Below are 15,516 nucleotides of genomic sequence, written 5' to 3' on the forward strand. Positions count from 1 at the left end.
CGACGGGCTGGCAGGTAATGGGGACCTGTCCGGACCGGTGCCGTCCATCTCTTGTCTCCCAGCTCCCCTCGTGGCTCGATGACAATTCGAACAACAGGGCCACATTCTAAGCAGGTTGGCTGAATGGCCGGTGATGATCCACAGGACCGGGTGTGTCCCCGGGCCGTCGCCCCGCCGACGGCGTCGGCGCTGGTCCGCAAGGGGGCGGACAGCCCTGCGGGCGGCCGGCCCGCCCCGGGAAGGGAGGCGCGCCGGCCGCCCGCACGGCCCGGGTCACACGAACAACGGGATCGGGTTGAGGTTCTCGTACGGGGTGGGCCCGGGCAGCCGCCCGAGCGCGACCGGCACGTCGAACAGCCGGCCCGGCGCGTACCGCGCCCAGAAGTGCCGCATCCCCGGCACGATCACCTTGACCACCGGCAGGCCCACGTCCGGCCGGGTCTGGTCGAGCACCAGCAGCTCCATGCCCTTGGCGGCCACCAGCCGGGTGACGGCCTCGACGTCGTCGAGCAGATCGTCGCGCACCACGTGCTGCCAGTCACCGGGAGTCCGCGGCCTGACGGCCGGATCCGGCACCAGATAGGGCTGGTTGGCGATAGTCGCCTGCTGCCACCAGCGCACCGGCAGCGCGTCGGTGATGCCGTACCCGCCGCCGGGCCGCTCCCGGCTCACGGCCGGCAGCAGCTGCCCCGTCTCGGTCAGCGCCCGGCGCAGCGCGACCGCCGGGTCGAAGTGCGCGCCGAAACCGAAGACGATGTCCTCGCTGGGACCCTGGGTGCGCCGGGACACCGCCACGATCGCCGGAATCCCGAAGTCCGAGGTCAGATCCAGCGCCCACAGCTCCCGGCCCATCCGGCGGTACCCCTCGCGCAGCCGCCCGATGTACGGCTCGCCGAAGGAGTCCAGGTCGATCCCCGGCTGCCGGGTGCGGTTGTACCACCACAGGGCGACCGCGTCGCGCTCCACCAGCTCCATGAACCCCTGCAGCAGGGCGTCCTCCGGGCTGCTGCCGGCCGCGTTGCCGTTGGAGTCGGCGTACGGCCCCGGCTCGCCGGGACTGGCGCAGAAGTAGAGCATCGAGGTCGGCAGCAGCCGCCGGCGCTGCCCGGTCAGCGACCACACCGGCGTCCACTCCACCGGCCGCCGCTCGTCGAAGGGCTCGGGCACGTAATGGAACGGCGAGCCCGACCGGTTCCACCGCGCCCGGTCCCGGAACTGCTCCTCGGCGTACAGCTGGCAGGCGTTGGGGTGCAGGGCCTGCTCGCCCAGCGCCCGCAGGGTGTCCACCACCACCGGCTCGTCACCGTGCCGGGTGCCGCAGTAGCGCTCCACCGCCTCGCACAGGGCGCTGGTACGGGCCTCGGTGTCGGTCAGGCCCTTGCCGCCGCTCTGCGACCGCAGGCCCGCCGGACCGCGCTCGCGCATCGCCAGGTTGTGCCCCGACACATAGGTGGTGGCGAACTCCGGCGCACCGGGGGAGGGTTCGAGGACCGGCACGATCCCGGTGATCGGACTGACCAGGTGCGCATGTTGTCTGAGCAGCTGGTCGGGGCTGAGCGCCCGGTCGCCGCCGCCCTGCCCGGCCTTGGTCCGCGACACCGGCACGAACGGCGCCAGCACCCGCCGCTCGAGCAGCCCCGGCTCGCCGCAGGAGGGGCACTGGGGGATCCGGGACACCGCGTGGACCCGGGTGCGCAGGTTCAGGGTGTCCACCGTGCGCAGCGCCCCCTGGTCGCCGTAGCGCAGCCCGGCCAGCCACTTGGCCGCCTCCAGCACCGCGCTCTGCGCCGCCATCACCCGCCCGGCCGACAGCGAGGCGATCGGCCGCACCAGCGGACGGTCCAGGCCCAGGGCCTGCTGCAGCGGCCCCTCGTACCCGCGGTGCTGCTCCAGCCGGTAGGCCAGGCACGACCAGCACGGCCCCTCGCCGGGCCGGAAGAACGGGCCGATCCACGGCTCGTAGCCGCACAGCCGGGTCAGCAGCCACGGCCGGCCCGCCGCCCGGTGCTCGGCGTCGACCCGCTCCAGCTCGGGGGAGAGGTAGTCGTCGCACAGCACCAGCGTCAGGTCGCTGTCCGACTCGGTCACGCTCAGGCCCGACTCCACGCTCGCCGCGAGCACCGGCGCGGCGTCCACGTCGCCCAGCGGCAGGATCCGCAGCCGGGAGCCGTCCAGGCCCGCCGCGGCCCGGGCCCCGTCCAGGCCGGCCAGGTCCCAGTACGCCTCGGCGACCGGGTCGGTGCCCGCCGCCAGGGCCGGGTGGCGAAAGCGCAGCAGCCCCGCCTCGCTGAGCAGCCGCAGCCCGTCCTCGGTCTCCTCGGCGCTCAGCGCGGGCGAGGCGGCGCGCAGGACCTCGGCGACCGAGCGGGACCCGTCGAGCAGCGGCACCAGCACGTCGGCCAGGACACCGTGCAGGGTGGTCACGCCCTGGCGGGAGACCAGGTACGTCGCCTCGCCCGGCACGGTCGCCGGCCGCAGGTGACGCCGGAAACCCACCAGGGCCGAACCGTCGCGCAGCGCGGCCCGTGCGGATTTCCAGGGAAGGGACGGCTCAGAGGTCATATCCAGGCCCCCGCGACCGCATCACCCTCGACGGACGCGGAGACCGGGACGGGGGACAGGCTCGCGGGGGGCGGACCGGCGCACAGGGTGAACGCCGCGACGCCCGGCGCCGCGGGGACGGGACCGGCGCACAGCGTGAACAGCACCGTGGAGCCGAAGGTGTGGTCGGTGCGTTCGACCACGAGGAGCGGACGTGCGGGAACTGCCTCGGTGAGGCGTGCCGGGAGAGTGGCGATGGCACTGGCGTGACTCATCGGAGATGATCCTCACTGACGGGGTCGGCGTTGTGCTCCAATGGCCGGGATTCTTCGCGAGTCAGTCAGGTCGCGCACAGTGTCGCCTTCACCGGAGGCGGGTGAAGTTCTCACTCAACCGGAGGCGCCACCTCCGTCGGCCGCCTCCTTCAGCGGCTCCCACCAGGCCCGATTGTCCCGGTACCACCGCACGGTCTCGGCCAGCCCCTCCTCGAAACCCCTGCGCGGCTTGTACCCCAGCTCCTGGCGGATCTTCGTGCAGTCCACCGAGTAACGCCGGTCGTGGCCCTTGCGGTCCGCGACGTACTCCACGCTCTCCTCCCAGCTCGCCCCGCACGCGGCGAGCAGCATCGCGGTCAGCTCCCGGTTCGACAGCTCCGTGCCGCCCCCGATGTTGTAGACCTCACCGGCCCGGCCCCGGGTGCGCACCAGCTCGATGCCCTGCACATGGTCGTCGATGTGCAGCCAGTCCCGGACATGGCCGCCGTCGCCGTACAGCGGCACCTTCCCGCCGTCCAGCAGCCGGGTCACGAACCGGGGAATCAGCTTCTCCGGAAAATGATGATGACCGTAATTGTTCGAACAGCGGGTCACCCGCACGTCCAGACCGTGCGTCCGGTGGTACGACAGCGCGATCAGATCGCTCGACGCCTTCGAGGAGGAGTACGGCGAGTTCGGGCTCAGCGGATCGGTCTCGGGCCACGAACCCTCCTCGATCGACCCGTACACCTCGTCCGTCGACACGTGCACGAACACCTCCACCCCCGCCCGGTGCGCCGCGTCGACGAGCGTGTGCGTGCCGACCACATTGGTCCGCACGAACTCCGCACCCCCGTCGATCGACCGGTCCACGTGCGACTCCGCCGCGAAGTGCACCACCTGGGCGTGCTCGGCCATCAGCTTGTCGACCAGCTCCGGATCGCAGATGTCGCCCTGCACGAAGGAGAAGTCCGGGTGCGCCCGCACCTCGTCGAGGTTGGCGGGATTGCCCGCGTACGTCAGCTTGTCCAGGACGGTGATCGACACGTCCCCCGGACCGTCGGGGCCCAGCACCGTCCGCACGTAGTGCGAGCCGATGAAACCGGCCCCACCGGTCACCAGAACACGAGTGGTCATGACACGGTCCCCTCTCAGGCCACGTGGGCGGTCGGTATCGTACGGCGGCGGTGGGAGACCTCGGTGACATAGGCGCCGTACGCCGTGCCCGCCATCTCCTCGCCCAGCCGCCGGCACTGCTCGGCGGTGATGAACCCGCGGTTGAGCGCCACCTCCTCGACACAGGCGATCCACTCGCCCTGCCGCTGCTCGACCAGCTGCACGTACTGCGCCGCCTGCAGCAGCGAGTCGTGGGTGCCCATGTCCAGCCAGGCGAAACCGCGGCCCAGCTCGGTCATCCGGGCCCGGCCCTGCGCCAGATAGGCCAGGTTGACATCGGTGATCTCCAGCTCGCCGCGCGCCGAGGGGGAGAGGTTCTTGGCGATCCCCACCACGTCGTTGTCGTAGAGGTACAGCCCGGTCACCGCGATGTTCGACCGCGGCTGGGCCGGCTTCTCCTCCAGCGACAGCAGCCGCCCCTCGGCGTCCATCTCCCCGATCCCGTACCGGTGCGGATCACTCACCCGGTAGCCGAACAGGTGCGCCCCGTCCAGCCGGCGCAGCGCGTCGTCGAGCAGCAGCGAGAACCGCGGCCCGTGGAAGATGTTGTCGCCCAGCACCAGCGCGACCTGCTCGTCCCCGATGAAGTCGGCGCCGATCACCAGGGCCTCGGCGATGCCGCGCGGCTGCTCCTGCTCGGCGTACTCGATGCTCAGGCCGAGCCGGGAGCCGTCCCCCAGCAGGGTGCGGAAGCTGTCGGAGTGGTCCCGGGAGGAGATCACCAGGATGTCGCGGATGCCGGCCAGCATCAGCACGGACAGCGGGTAGTAGATCATCGGCTTGTCGTAGACCGGCAGGATCTGTTTGGACACTGCGCCGGTCAGCGGGCGCAGCCGGGTGCCGCTGCCGCCGGCGAGGATGATGCCCTTCATCTGAGCTTTCCTTACGTTGATGGTGAGTTGGTTCCGGCCGCCCGCGGGATCGGCGACGATCCCCCGGACCCCGGGGGCGGCGGCCGGGCCGGATGCGGCCCCGCCGCCGGGCGGACCCCGGCCCGCGACCCGGCGGCGCAACCGCACGGCCCGCACCTCCCGGCTCGCCGCCCCGGCCGCCGGCGCCTGGCCGAGTCCTCCTGCCCGATGGTGCGGCGCCGCGATCGAGAGCGGGCGGAGAGGCGGCGGAGAGGCACTGGAGGCGGCCGCCGACCACCGCCCGCCCCTCCCGGCTCGACCGGCGCTTGAGTGCGCCTTTCTAGCCTCGGCCCGATGCCCTGCGCCTGCGCGTCGGGCCGGCGCTTCGCCGCCGACCAGGCGACGAAAGCCCGTTGCCCCCTCCATGGTGAAGTCGGAAGGAAATCCCTGAATGAGTACTGACAAGCTCGCCGCCGCCGGCGACGCGGCCGGGGGAGGGAAGTCCCCGGGCATGGCCATCCTGATCACCTCCCTGGCCACCTTCATGGCGGGCCTGGACAACCTGGTGGTCCTCGTCGCACTGCCCACCATCAGGGGCAAGCTCGGCGGCAGCCTGGAAGACCTGGAATGGACGGTGAACGCCTACACCCTGTCCTTCGCCGTCCTGATGCTGTTCGGCGCCGCCCTCGGCGACCGGTTCGGCCGCCGCCGGGTGTTCATGGCCGGCCTGCTGGTGTTCACCGCCGCCTCCGCCGCGGCCGCCATGGCACCGGGCATCGGCGAACTGATCGCCGCCCGCGTCGTCCAGGGCGCCGGCGCCGCCGCCGTCATGCCGCTCTCCCTCACCCTGCTCACCAGCGCGGTGCCCGCCGCCAAGCGCGGCGCCGCCCTCGGCATCTACAGCGCGGTGGGCGGACTGGCCATCGCCGGCGGCCCGCTGGTGGGCGGACTGGTCACTCAGCACCTGTCCTGGACGTGGATCTTCTGGATCAACGTGCCGGTCGGCCTGCTGCTCATCCCGGCCGCCTGGCGCGGCCTGGCCGAGAGCCGCGGCCCCAACAACCGCCTGGACGCCCCCGGCACCCTCCTGGTCAGCCTCGGCATCCTCGGCATCGTCTACGGCCTGATCCGCGCCAACGGCCACGACGGCTGGGGCGCCCCGATGGTCGCCGGCCCCATGGTCGCCGGCGTCGTGCTGGTCGCCCTGTTCGTCCTGTGGGAGCAGCGCAGCAGCGCCCCGATGCTGCCCATGCGCATGTTCCGCAACCGGGCCTTCAGCGCCGTCAACGCCGGCGGCCTGCTGCAGGCCTTCGGCATGTACGGCGTGGTTTTCCTCATCACCCAGTTCATGCAGAGCATCCAGCACATGTCGCCGACCGAGGCGGGCGTGCGGATGCTGCCCTGGACGGCGATGCCGCTGCTGATCGCGCCCGTCGCGGGCATCCTGTCGGACAAGGTCGGCGGACGTCCCGTCGCGGTCGTCGGCCTCGCGCTGCTGGCCGCCGGCTTCGCCTACTGGGCGCTGGTGATCAGCCCCGACTCCTCCTACGTCGAGCAGCTGCCCGGCTACCTGCTGGGCGGCGTGGGCGTCGCCTGCTTCTTCGCCCCGCTGATCAACCTGACGATGAGCTCGGTCGACGAATCCGAGCAGGGCATCGCCTCCGGCTCGACCTCCGCCATGCGCGAGCTCGGCGCGGCCTTCGGCATCGCCGTCCTGACCAGCGTCTTCACCCACAACGGCGGCTACGGATCGGGCCGCAGCTTCGTCGACGGCTTCATCCCCGCCCTGTGGGTCGGCGCGGCGGCCATGGCGCTCGCCGCGGTCGTGATGCTCTTCGCCGCCCGCCCCGCCGCCGCGCAGCGGCAGGAGCAGGGCGGCGAGCCGGAGCGCGCGCAGCCGCACGCCGAGCCGGCCACCCGCTGACCCCCGCACCCCCGCCCGCGGCCCGGCGCGACGCAACCCCGCGCCGGGCCGCGGGAATTCGGCATCCCGCCACCCCCCCGTCACGTCACCGGCAGAAAGGCCGCGCACGACATGAAGGTCCTCTTCGCAAGCCTCGGAAACTACGGACACATCTTCCCCCTGATGCCGCTCGCCCAGGCGGCGAAGGCGGCCGGACACGAGGTCTGGTTCGCCACCAGCGAGCAGTTCCACCCCATCCTCGACAAGGCCGGGCTGCGCCCGGTCGCCGCCGGCCTGACCGTCCCCGAGGCGTTCATCGAGGCCGCCGGCGGCCAGGCGTTCCTGGAGGCCAACGGCGGCGCCGCCCAGGCCAGCGACATCCCGCCCGAGGTGCTGGCCCGCCTGGCCGTCAAGGCCTTCGGCTCGGTCCTGCCGCGCAGCGTCTTCACCGACCTCGCCCCCGTCCTGGACTCCGTCGCCCCCGACCTGGTCGTCCACGAGATCCTCAACCCCGGTGCCGCGTTCGCCGCCGCCGCCGCCGGCATCCCCGGCCTCTGCCACGGCATCGGCCGCGTCTCCGCCGACCCCGCCATCGACCCGCTGATCCAGCAGGAACTGTTCGCCACCGCCACCGACCTGGGCGTGGCCGGCAAGATCGGCCACAGCCAGTCCCTGGGTAACCCCTTCATCGACATCTGCCCGCCCTCCCTGCAGAACCCCGACTTCCTGGCCTCGGGCGTCCAGATCGTCCCGCAGCGGCCCGTCGCCTTCGCCGAACCCGGCGAGCTGCCCGCCGGCGTCACCCAGGGCGAAGACCCCCTGGTCTACCTCAGCTTCGGCACCGTGGTCACCTCCGCGCAGCTGCTGCGCACCGCGATCGACGGCCTGCTGCCGCTGGAGGCCCGCGTCCTGGTCGCCACCAGCTCCGTGGTCGACCCGGCCGAGCTCGGCCAGCTGCCCGACCGCGTCGTCGCACTGCCCTGGGTGCCCCAGCCCGAGGCCCTGCGGCACGCCGCCGTCGTCGTCCACCACGGCGGCCACGGCACCACCCTGGGCGCCCTGGCCGCGGGCCTGCCCCAGCTGATCCTGCCCGCCGAGGGCGACGGCTTCAGCAACGCGCCCGCCGTCGCCGCCGCCGGAGCCGGCCGCCTGCTCATCGGCGAGGACGTCTCCGCCCCCGGCGTGCAGGCCGAGGTCCACACCCTGCTGACCGACCCCGCCTACCGCGCCGCGGCCCGCAAGATCGCCGACGAGATCGCGGCCCTGCCCGACCCGGCCGCCACCGTCGCCCGCTTCCCCGAGTTCATCGCCTGACCCACCCCCGCACGCACGCCGCGCCCCGCGCTCACCAGGAGCGCGGGGCGCGGGTGCGGGTACGTGTCCCGGGGGAGCGGGTGTCAGGCCGCACCCCGGATCCGGCGCACCGTGCGGGCGTACAGCGACGGCCCCACCAGCCGCCATATCAGCCGCACCGGCGCGGGCAGATTGCCCAGCATGATGGCGCGCTCCCGGGCGTCGGCGTCCTCCATGACCATGCCGAAGTACGTGAACAGCTTGGTCTTGGGCGTGTTCAGCACGAAGTGCTCGCCCAGCGCGCCGAACTCCTTCGCCGTCAGATACCGCTCGGCCAGCGGCAGCAGATGCGCCTCCTCGTCGTCGAGGTGCTCCACGAGCACGGCCCGGTGCTCTGCCAGCGCGGCCACCACCCGGTCCCGGGTCGGCGCGTCCGCGACCGGCGCCCACCGCTCGACCAGCGCCGCGAGCGCGGTGAGGGTCTCGGCGACCCGCTCGTGCTGGGCCTCCATGCGCACCACCACCTCACGCTCCAGACCGACCCGGTCCAGCATCAGCGGCCACAGCAGCTCGTCCTCACCGTGGTGGTGGTTGAGCAGCCCGGCATGCAGATCGGCGAAGTGCCCGGCCAGGACGCCGGCCCGTTCGACGTCTCCCGGGGCCACCACGGCGATCAGCTCGCCCAGCAGCCGCAGCTCCCGCCGGAAGGCGCGGTGGACGATCACCATCTCCTGGGCGTCGAACCCGCCGTACCCGAAATCGCTCCCGGTCGCCGGGGACTGGCCGTGCGCGGAGGGGGTCATGGGCGTGCTTCCTTTCGCGGGGGGTCACCGGACCAGAGCCGGACCTGCCTCCAGCTTGACCCCGCAGCACTCGAATCCCGCTCGAGCCGCCACCCCCACCCGCCCGCTCCACCGCTTCACGAGGGACAGCCGAGGACGGCGCCCTAGCGTCCCGGTCCGTACCCGAACCAGCCCCCGCACGAAGGAGAACCCCATGGCCACCGAGGAGCACGCGTTCCAGCTGCCCGGCGCGGACCTGCCGCAGCCCGACGCCGAACTGCGCAAGAAGCGCGAGGCGGTCGTCCTGGAGCACACCGTCGCCGAGCACGCCTGGGACATCGACGGCGTCCTCGCCACCTTCCCCCGCGGCGGCGTCTACCGGGTCATGGCCTACCAGGAGAGCCCCTTCATCGGCGAGAAGGACATCAAGGAGAAGTACTTCGCCGAACTCCAGGCGGCCTTCCCGCACGCCGACCACGGCCTGCTGCACGTCCACCACACCCCCACCGCCGTCATCCTGGAGGCGCAGTTCCGCGCCAAGCAGGAGGCCGACTTCCGCGGCATCCCCAACCGCGGCAAGACCGTCGACGCCCCCGTCGCCGTCTTCTTCCACTTCGACGGCGACGTCCTGGTCGACGAGACCCTCTACTTCGACCTGGACACCTTCGCCCGCCAGCTCGCCTGACCCGGACCGGGCCCACCGCCGCCGACCGACAAGGACCACCACCACCATGAGCGCGTCCCGGACGGGCCGCACGGCCCCGCCGCAGACCCACTCGGCCGGCGTACGCCCGATGCTGCTGGAGGCCGCGGGCCTGACCCTGTCCGGCCTGCTGGCCGAACCCGCCGAAGCGCCGCCCAGGGCGACCGTCGTCGCCGTCCACGGCGGCGGGATGCGGGCGGGCTACTTCGACGGGCAGGCCCACCCCGACCTGTCCCTGCTCACCCTGGGCGCCCGCCTCGGCTTCACCGTGCTGGCCCTGGACCGCCCCGGCTACGGCCACTCCGCCGCCCAGGCGCCCGACGGCCTGACCCTGGAGGAGCAGGCCGCGGTCCTGACCGCCGCCCTGGACGCCTTCGCCCAAGGCCACACCGTCGGCCGCGGCTTCATGCTGCTGGCCCACTCCTTCGGCGGCATGGTCGCCCTGACCACCGTCGCCCGCACCCCCGGGCTGCTGGCCCTGGACGCCTCCGGCGTCGGCCACCGCTACGGCGTCGAGCACGACGAACGCCAGCGGCTGCGCCGGCGCATGGAGTGGGAGCGCAGCTGGGGCCCCCTCGGCCTCTACCCGCCCGGCACCTTCCGCGCCGCCGAGCACCTGGTCGCCCCCGTCCCGCCCCGCGAGGCAGCCGAAGTGCCCCGCTGGCCCGAGCACTTCGACGACCTCGCGCCCCGTATCGACCTCCCGCTGCGGCTGACCTTCGCCGAACACGAGGCCTGGTGGCTCCACGAGGACCAGGATCTGGCGGACCTGGCCGCTTGTTTCACCAAGGCCCCCGTCCTGCAGATCGAACGCCAGCCGGACGCCGCCCACAACATCAGCCTCGGCCGCGCCGCCCGCGGCTACCACCTGCGCGCCCTGGCCTTCTTCGAACAGTGCCTGCAGGCCGCCGCCCCCTGACCCCGCCCGCACCCGCCGGGCGTTCAAGTCGCCCTCAACTTCCACGACCGGTCACGCGACGCACACTGAGGCACCCCTGACCACCGCGATCTGGGCGTTCTTCAGCCAGCCGGTCCGGCCGTCCGCCGGTGTGGCAGTCATGGCCCGTGAAGTCGGAAGGAAGTAGCAGGATGCAGCCCGAGGTGTACGGTGCCGACGACTTCTTGGCGTCGGCGATGGTGTCGCAGTCCCCGCTGACCCCGGACGCAGGCGCCTTCCTCAAGGAACGGGAGGTCTCCGCCTCCTACGACGTCGAACGGGTGCCCCTGGCCAGCCTCCCCAACTGGCACCTCGGCGACCGGCTCAACCGCGCCGACGGCCGCTTCTTCACGGTCGAGGGACTCTCCGTGCGGACCGACTTCGGCCCCGTGCCGCACTGGTCCCAGCCCATCATCGTCCAGCCCGAGATCGGCATCCTCGGCATCCTCGTCAAGCGGATCGACGGCGTGCTCCACTTCCTCATGCAGGCGAAGATGGAGCCCGGCAACACCACCTTCGTCCAGTACGCGGCGACCGTCCAGGCCACCCCCAGCAACTACCAGCGCGTCCACGGCGGCCGGGCCACCCCCTACCTGGACTACTTCCTGCAGGGCCGGCGCGGCCGGCGCATCCTGTTCGACCAGCTGCTGTCCGAACACGGCTTCTGGTACCTGTACAAGCGCAACCGCAACATGATCGTGGAGGTGCCCGAGGACGAGGACGTCCCCGTCCACAGCGACTTCACCTGGCTCACCCTGGGCCAGCTGCGCCAGCAGCTCGCCCAGGGCAACGGCGTCAACATGAACGCCCGCACCGTGCTGTCCGGCATCGCCTACGGCGGCGCCGCCCTGGGCCGGCTGGCCGCCCGGCCCGACGGATTCCACGCCGAACTCGTCACCTCCCACCAGGCGCTGCGCTCGGACGACGACCTCGCCGGCGCGCTGACCTGGCTCATCGACCAGAAGGCCACCTACAGCCTGGACGTGCGGCGCACCAGCCTGCGGGAGATGGACGAATGGATCGTCGACGACGACAGCGTCCGCCACCGCGACGACGGCCGCTACTTCGAGATCAACGGCGTGTCGGTGCAGGCCACCAGCCGGGAGGTCGGCGCCTGGTCGCAGGCCATGCTCGAACCCGCCCCCGGCAACACCGTGGCCCTGATCTGCCAGCGGCGGGCCGGCGTCCTGCAGTTCCTGGTCCAGGCCACCGTCCAGCCCGGCCTGACCGACCGCCTCGAACTGGGCCCCACCGTGCAGTTCGCCCCCGGCTACCACCGCGGCCCCCAGGACATCCCGCCGCTGGCGCAGTACCTCGACGCCCCCGCCTCCTGGAACCGGCTCAAGGCCATCCAGTCGGAGGACGGCGGCCGCTTCGCCAAGGCGGACACCCTCCACCAGGTCATCGAACTCCCCGAGGACCACACCCTGGAGGCACCCGCCAACTACCGGTGGATGACCCTCGGCCTGCTCAACCGCATGACTCGATTCGGCTACCACGTCAACGTCGAGGCCCGCAGCCTCGCCGCCTGCCTGCTGTGACCACCGGCCGGTGACCTGCCCGGCGGACCGCCGCCGCCCACGCCACCCCCACCCCGCGCCCGGACACCCCCGCGGGCGCGGGGCGGCCGCCCCCCGAACGAGACCCATGAGAGTGATATGGACCTCCTCCTGATCGGCATGTCCCGGTTCGCGCAGCGCCGCGTCCTGCCGGCCGCCGCCGCCATGCCCGGGATCACGACGATCGACATCGCCAGCGCCCACGCCGACCCCGCGGCCCTCGCACCGCTGCCCAAAGTCGGCCGCGTCCACCGCGACTGGCGCACCGCCCTGGACACCACACCCCCCGCCCTGGTCTACGTGTCCCTGGTCAACAGCCAACACGCGGCCGCGGTGCGGCACGCGCTGAACGCCGGACACCACGTCGTCGTCGACAAACCGGCCCTGCCGGACCCGGACACCGCCCGCGAGCTGGTGGACCTGGCCCGCGCCCGGTCCCGCGTGCTCGCCGAGGCCGTCTGCTACAGCTTCCACCCCATGTTCGCCGAGGCCCGCGCGCTCACCGAGCGGACCGGCGGCGACATCACCAAGGCCGTCGCCGTCTTCACCCCGCCCGTGCCCCGCGACGACTTCCGCTTCGACCGCGCCCGCGGCGGCGGCGCGTTCGCCGACACCGGCCCCTACCTGGCGTCCCTGGGCCGGGTGCTGTGGCAGGCCGAACCCGAGCAGCTGAGCGTCCTGGTCGGCGAACGCACCGACGACGGCCTGGAGACCGCCTACAGCGTGCTGGCCGGCTACCCGGGCGGCCGGACGGCCGTCGGGCACTTCGGGTTCACCACCGTCTACCAGAACACCCTGCGGCTGCTGGGCGAGAGCTGCGCCATCGACATCGAGCGCCCCTTCTCCCTGCCCCCCGACCTCACCCCCGCCCTGCGGGTCCAGACCAAGGACCAGCAGTACGTCCACCGGATGGAACCGGCCGACAGCATGCGGCTGTTTTTGGACCGGGTCCTCGCGGCCGCGGAGAGCGGATCGCGCGAGTTCGACGACGCCCTGCTGAGCGACGCCCGCACCCTGGGCCGCCTCACCGCCGCCGGCGAGGGCACCCGATGACCACCCCCGCCCGGCCCACGCACCACCCACACCCCTCTGGAGGCAGCGCCGTGACCCCCCACCCCCCGCTCGTCGTGGTGCTGGGCGCCGCGGGCTTCGTCGGATCCGCCGTCTTTCGCGAACTGGCCCGCCACCCCATCCGGCTCCGGGCCGTCTCCCGCAGGAAGACCCCCCTGCCGCACGACGCCCGCGCCGACATCGAGGTGCTCTGCGCGGACCTGACCCAGCCCGGCCAGATGGCCGCCGCCGTCGCCGGCGCCGACGTGGTCATCCACTCCCTGGCCTACATCGCCGGCGCCTCCACCTGGCGCATCGCCGACGGCGACACCGTCGCCGAACGCGTCAACGTCGGCCTGATGCGCGACCTGCTGCGGGCCCTGGCCGAGCGCAGCGGCACCCAGCAGCCCCCCACCGTCCTGTTCACCGGCTCGGTCACCGCCGTCGGCCCCACCGACAAGGAAGTCCTCGACGGCACCGAACCCGACCGGCCCCAGGGCGAGTACGAGCGGCAGAAACTCGCCGCCGAACGCCTCCTGCTGGACGCCGACGCCGCGGGCACCGTACGCGGCGCCTGCCTGCGCCTGACCACGGTGTACGGCTACAGCGCCGGATCCACCACCCGGGACAAGGGCATCGTCTCCTCGATGGCCCGCCGCGCCGTGGCCGGCGAGCCCCTGACCATGTGGCACGACGGAACCGTCCGCCGGGACCTGCTGCACGTCGACGACGTCGCCCGCGCCTTCTGGGACGCCGTCCCCCGCATGGACGCGCTCGCCGGAAAACGCTGGCTGATCGGCACCGGCCAGGGCGCCCCCCTGGGCCCGGTGTTCACCCGGGTCTCCGAGCTGGTCTCCGCCCAGACGGGCAGGCAACCGGTCCCGGTCGTCTCCGTCACACCCCCGGACTACGCCGAGACCCGCGACTTCCGCAGCGTGATCATCGACTCCTCCCCGTTCCAGGCCGCCACCGGCTGGAAACCGCGGGTGTCCCTCGACGAAGGCCTGCGCCTGACCACTCAGTTCTGCTCCAGCGGCCGCGAGGCCGAACTGTCCTGAACCCACCCCCCGCTCGACACCCAGCCGAAATGAGGCCCCTATGCCCAACCACCACGCCGTCGTCCAGAGCTTCGTCGACATGATCAACAGTCATGACGTCAGCACCATGGAGGAGCACACCGCGGCCGGACACATCGACCACAACCCCGCCGTGGCCGACGGCATCGAGGCCAACCGGGCCTTTTGGACCCAGGTGTTCACCGCCTTCCCCGACCTGAAGGCCGTGCTGCACGACGTCATCGCCGAGGGCGACCGGGTCGCCGCCCGCCTGGAGTACAGCGCCACCCACCAGGACACCTTCCTCGGCATACCGGCCACCGGACGCCCGGTGAACTTCCAGTCCATCGACATCTGGCGGATCGAGGACGGGCTGCTGGCCGAGCACTGGGACCAGCTCAACATGGACGACCTCTTCCGGCAGCTGGGGGCCGGCCCGGCCGCCGCACAGGCCTGAGACCCCCGCACGCCCCGGCGCGGCGGCCGGCCCCGCCCGGCCACCGCGCCCCCGGCCGCACCACCCGCACCGCCCCCGCCACGCGCAGGGCGGTGATCGGCATGTCCGCCCCCGCCTGCGGCGGCACCGCGCATCAGCACTGCTCCAGCCGGTCTTGAGCGGCGGCCGCTACCGTCGCCACCATGGAACTCAACAGCCTGGAAATCAGCGAACTCGCCCTCCCGGGCGCGTTCTTGCTGTCGCCCCGGGCCGTTGAGGACGAGATCGTCGTCCGCTACGAGACCTTCCGCCAGGACGACGTCGAGCAGGCCGTCGGACGGCCCTTCGCGATCCGCCACAGCGACCTGTCGGCCGCACGCCGCCTGGTCCTGCGCGGCATCCACGGCACCGCCGGCGAAGGCGCCCGCGCCCGCCTGTTCGACTGCGTGCGCGGCTCCGCCGTCCACGTCGTGGTCGACCTGCGCGTCGGATCCCCCGACTACGGCCGGCACCAGATGGTCTGGCTCGACCACCGCGACGCGGCCGGCGTGTTCGTCTCCGAAGGCCTCGGCCACGGCTGGCTCGCCCTGGAGGACGACACGGTCGTCGCCTGCCACAGCTCCCGGCCCGACACCCCCGGCACCGGCTACACCGTCAGCGCCCTGGACCCCGCGCTCGCCCTGCCCTGGGGGCTGACCACGGAGCCGCTGATGTCCGACGAGGACCTCGCCGCCCCCACCGCCGCCGAAGCACTGGCCCAGGGCCTCCTGCCCGCCTACGAGGACTGCCTCGCGCTCTACGACCGCCCCGTCCTCACCGGAGACTGACCCCCACCACACCGGAGCCCGACCCCCCCCACCGAGCCGGACCGCAGGCCCCGCACGCCGCAAGGACGCGCGGGGCCTGCGCCATGCCCGCACCCCACCCCCCGGACGGACCCGTGAATCGATCACACCCCGGCCGGGAGCAGCACACC

At 72.9% G+C, this 15,516-nt stretch carries 14 protein-coding genes; 9 read left to right on the plus strand and 5 right to left on the minus strand.

Annotated features, from left to right (window positions below; genetic code table 11):
- Nucleotides 1-273: 273 nt before the first annotated feature.
- From ACH4TP_RS31935 to rfbA, 4 genes are all read right to left on the minus strand, one after another.
- On the minus strand, nucleotides 274-2,562 hold the full coding sequence (locus tag ACH4TP_RS31935; protein ID WP_398439874.1) for a TOMM precursor leader peptide-binding protein: 2,289 nt from the start codon (nucleotides 2,560-2,562) through the stop codon (nucleotides 274-276).
- Complete coding sequence (locus tag ACH4TP_RS31940; RefSeq protein WP_389234801.1) at nucleotides 2,559-2,816, minus strand: hypothetical protein; 258 nt, start codon at nucleotides 2,814-2,816, stop codon at nucleotides 2,559-2,561. The genes ACH4TP_RS31935 and ACH4TP_RS31940 overlap by 4 nt, the downstream gene beginning before the upstream one ends.
- Before the next feature lie 114 nt (nucleotides 2,817-2,930).
- A complete protein-coding gene (rfbB, locus tag ACH4TP_RS31945) occupies nucleotides 2,931-3,932 on the minus strand; it encodes a dTDP-glucose 4,6-dehydratase (RefSeq protein WP_389234804.1) in 1,002 nt (333 codons plus the stop codon).
- Between the two features lie 14 nt (nucleotides 3,933-3,946).
- The gene (rfbA, locus tag ACH4TP_RS31950; protein WP_389234807.1) at nucleotides 3,947-4,843 is read right to left on the minus strand and encodes a glucose-1-phosphate thymidylyltransferase RfbA; all 897 of its coding nucleotides are present in this window, start codon (nucleotides 4,841-4,843) and stop codon (nucleotides 3,947-3,949) included.
- Nucleotides 4,844-5,273: 430 nt separating this feature from the next.
- On the opposite strand from rfbA, the gene ACH4TP_RS31955 reads away from it, so the two are divergent.
- Together ACH4TP_RS31955 and ACH4TP_RS31960 are read left to right on the plus strand one after the other, a co-directional pair.
- Nucleotides 5,274-6,746: a DHA2 family efflux MFS transporter permease subunit gene (locus ACH4TP_RS31955; RefSeq protein ID WP_398439875.1), complete on the plus strand. Its 1,473-nt coding sequence runs from the start codon at nucleotides 5,274-5,276 to the stop codon at nucleotides 6,744-6,746.
- A 162-nt stretch (nucleotides 6,747-6,908) separates the two neighbouring features.
- A complete protein-coding gene (locus tag ACH4TP_RS31960; protein WP_398439877.1) occupies nucleotides 6,909-8,039 on the plus strand; it encodes a glycosyltransferase in 1,131 nt (376 codons plus the stop codon).
- Between the two features lie 83 nt (nucleotides 8,040-8,122).
- Here ACH4TP_RS31960 and ACH4TP_RS31965 read toward each other — a convergent pair whose 3' ends face one another.
- On the minus strand, nucleotides 8,123-8,821 hold the full coding sequence (locus ACH4TP_RS31965; RefSeq protein WP_389234816.1) for a hemerythrin domain-containing protein: 699 nt from the start codon (nucleotides 8,819-8,821) through the stop codon (nucleotides 8,123-8,125).
- A gap of 193 nt (nucleotides 8,822-9,014) precedes the next feature.
- On the opposite strand from ACH4TP_RS31965, the gene ACH4TP_RS31970 reads away from it, so the two are divergent.
- The 7 genes from ACH4TP_RS31970 (at nucleotide 9,015) to ACH4TP_RS32000 (ending at nucleotide 15,367) form a co-directional block, all read left to right on the plus strand.
- Nucleotides 9,015-9,485, plus strand: coding sequence for a nuclear transport factor 2 family protein (locus ACH4TP_RS31970; RefSeq protein WP_389234819.1), 471 nt, complete (start codon nucleotides 9,015-9,017; stop codon nucleotides 9,483-9,485).
- 46 nt (nucleotides 9,486-9,531) lie between these two features.
- Entirely contained in the window at nucleotides 9,532-10,422 is an 891-nt protein-coding gene (locus ACH4TP_RS31975) for an alpha/beta hydrolase (RefSeq protein ID WP_398439878.1), read from the plus strand.
- Between the two features lie 170 nt (nucleotides 10,423-10,592).
- The gene (locus ACH4TP_RS31980; RefSeq protein ID WP_398190566.1) at nucleotides 10,593-11,981 is read left to right on the plus strand and encodes an NDP-hexose 2,3-dehydratase family protein; all 1,389 of its coding nucleotides are present in this window, start codon (nucleotides 10,593-10,595) and stop codon (nucleotides 11,979-11,981) included.
- 117 nt (nucleotides 11,982-12,098) lie between these two features.
- A complete protein-coding gene (locus ACH4TP_RS31985; RefSeq protein WP_398439879.1) occupies nucleotides 12,099-13,052 on the plus strand; it encodes a Gfo/Idh/MocA family protein in 954 nt (317 codons plus the stop codon).
- Between the two features lie 50 nt (nucleotides 13,053-13,102).
- Nucleotides 13,103-14,107, plus strand: coding sequence for an NAD-dependent epimerase/dehydratase family protein (locus tag ACH4TP_RS31990; RefSeq protein WP_398439880.1), 1,005 nt, complete (start codon nucleotides 13,103-13,105; stop codon nucleotides 14,105-14,107).
- 40 nt (nucleotides 14,108-14,147) lie between these two features.
- On the plus strand, nucleotides 14,148-14,561 hold the full coding sequence (locus tag ACH4TP_RS31995; protein ID WP_389234834.1) for an ester cyclase: 414 nt from the start codon (nucleotides 14,148-14,150) through the stop codon (nucleotides 14,559-14,561).
- Nucleotides 14,562-14,743: 182 nt separating this feature from the next.
- Nucleotides 14,744-15,367, plus strand: a complete 624-nt coding sequence (locus tag ACH4TP_RS32000; RefSeq protein WP_398190575.1) for a dTDP-4-dehydrorhamnose 3,5-epimerase family protein — start codon at nucleotides 14,744-14,746, stop codon at nucleotides 15,365-15,367.
- Nucleotides 15,368-15,516 lie beyond the last annotated feature (149 nt).

Source organism: Streptomyces sp. NPDC021012 (genome assembly GCF_044333355.1).
Taxonomy (GTDB): domain Bacteria; phylum Actinomycetota; class Actinomycetes; order Streptomycetales; family Streptomycetaceae; genus Streptomyces.

Coding starts and splice junctions, on each gene's coding strand:
- rfbB (WP_389234804.1), bottom strand. CDS start 3,932: ATGACCACTCGTGTTCTGGTGACCGGTGGGGCCGGTTTCATCGGCTCG.
- ACH4TP_RS31980 (WP_398190566.1), top strand. CDS start 10,593: ATGCAGCCCGAGGTGTACGGTGCCGACGACTTCTTGGCGTCGGCGATG.
- ACH4TP_RS31965 (WP_389234816.1), bottom strand. CDS start 8,821: ATGACCCCCTCCGCGCACGGCCAGTCCCCGGCGACCGGGAGCGATTTC.
- ACH4TP_RS31975 (WP_398439878.1), top strand. CDS start 9,532: ATGAGCGCGTCCCGGACGGGCCGCACGGCCCCGCCGCAGACCCACTCG.
- ACH4TP_RS31955 (WP_398439875.1), top strand. CDS start 5,274: ATGAGTACTGACAAGCTCGCCGCCGCCGGCGACGCGGCCGGGGGAGGG.
- ACH4TP_RS31985 (WP_398439879.1), top strand. CDS start 12,099: ATGGACCTCCTCCTGATCGGCATGTCCCGGTTCGCGCAGCGCCGCGTC.
- ACH4TP_RS31940 (WP_389234801.1), bottom strand. CDS start 2,816: ATGAGTCACGCCAGTGCCATCGCCACTCTCCCGGCACGCCTCACCGAG.
- rfbA (WP_389234807.1), bottom strand. CDS start 4,843: ATGAAGGGCATCATCCTCGCCGGCGGCAGCGGCACCCGGCTGCGCCCG.
- ACH4TP_RS31970 (WP_389234819.1), top strand. CDS start 9,015: ATGGCCACCGAGGAGCACGCGTTCCAGCTGCCCGGCGCGGACCTGCCG.
- ACH4TP_RS32000 (WP_398190575.1), top strand. CDS start 14,744: ATGGAACTCAACAGCCTGGAAATCAGCGAACTCGCCCTCCCGGGCGCG.
- ACH4TP_RS31960 (WP_398439877.1), top strand. CDS start 6,909: ATGCCGCTCGCCCAGGCGGCGAAGGCGGCCGGACACGAGGTCTGGTTC.
- ACH4TP_RS31995 (WP_389234834.1), top strand. CDS start 14,148: ATGCCCAACCACCACGCCGTCGTCCAGAGCTTCGTCGACATGATCAAC.
- ACH4TP_RS31935 (WP_398439874.1), bottom strand. CDS start 2,562: ATGACCTCTGAGCCGTCCCTTCCCTGGAAATCCGCACGGGCCGCGCTG.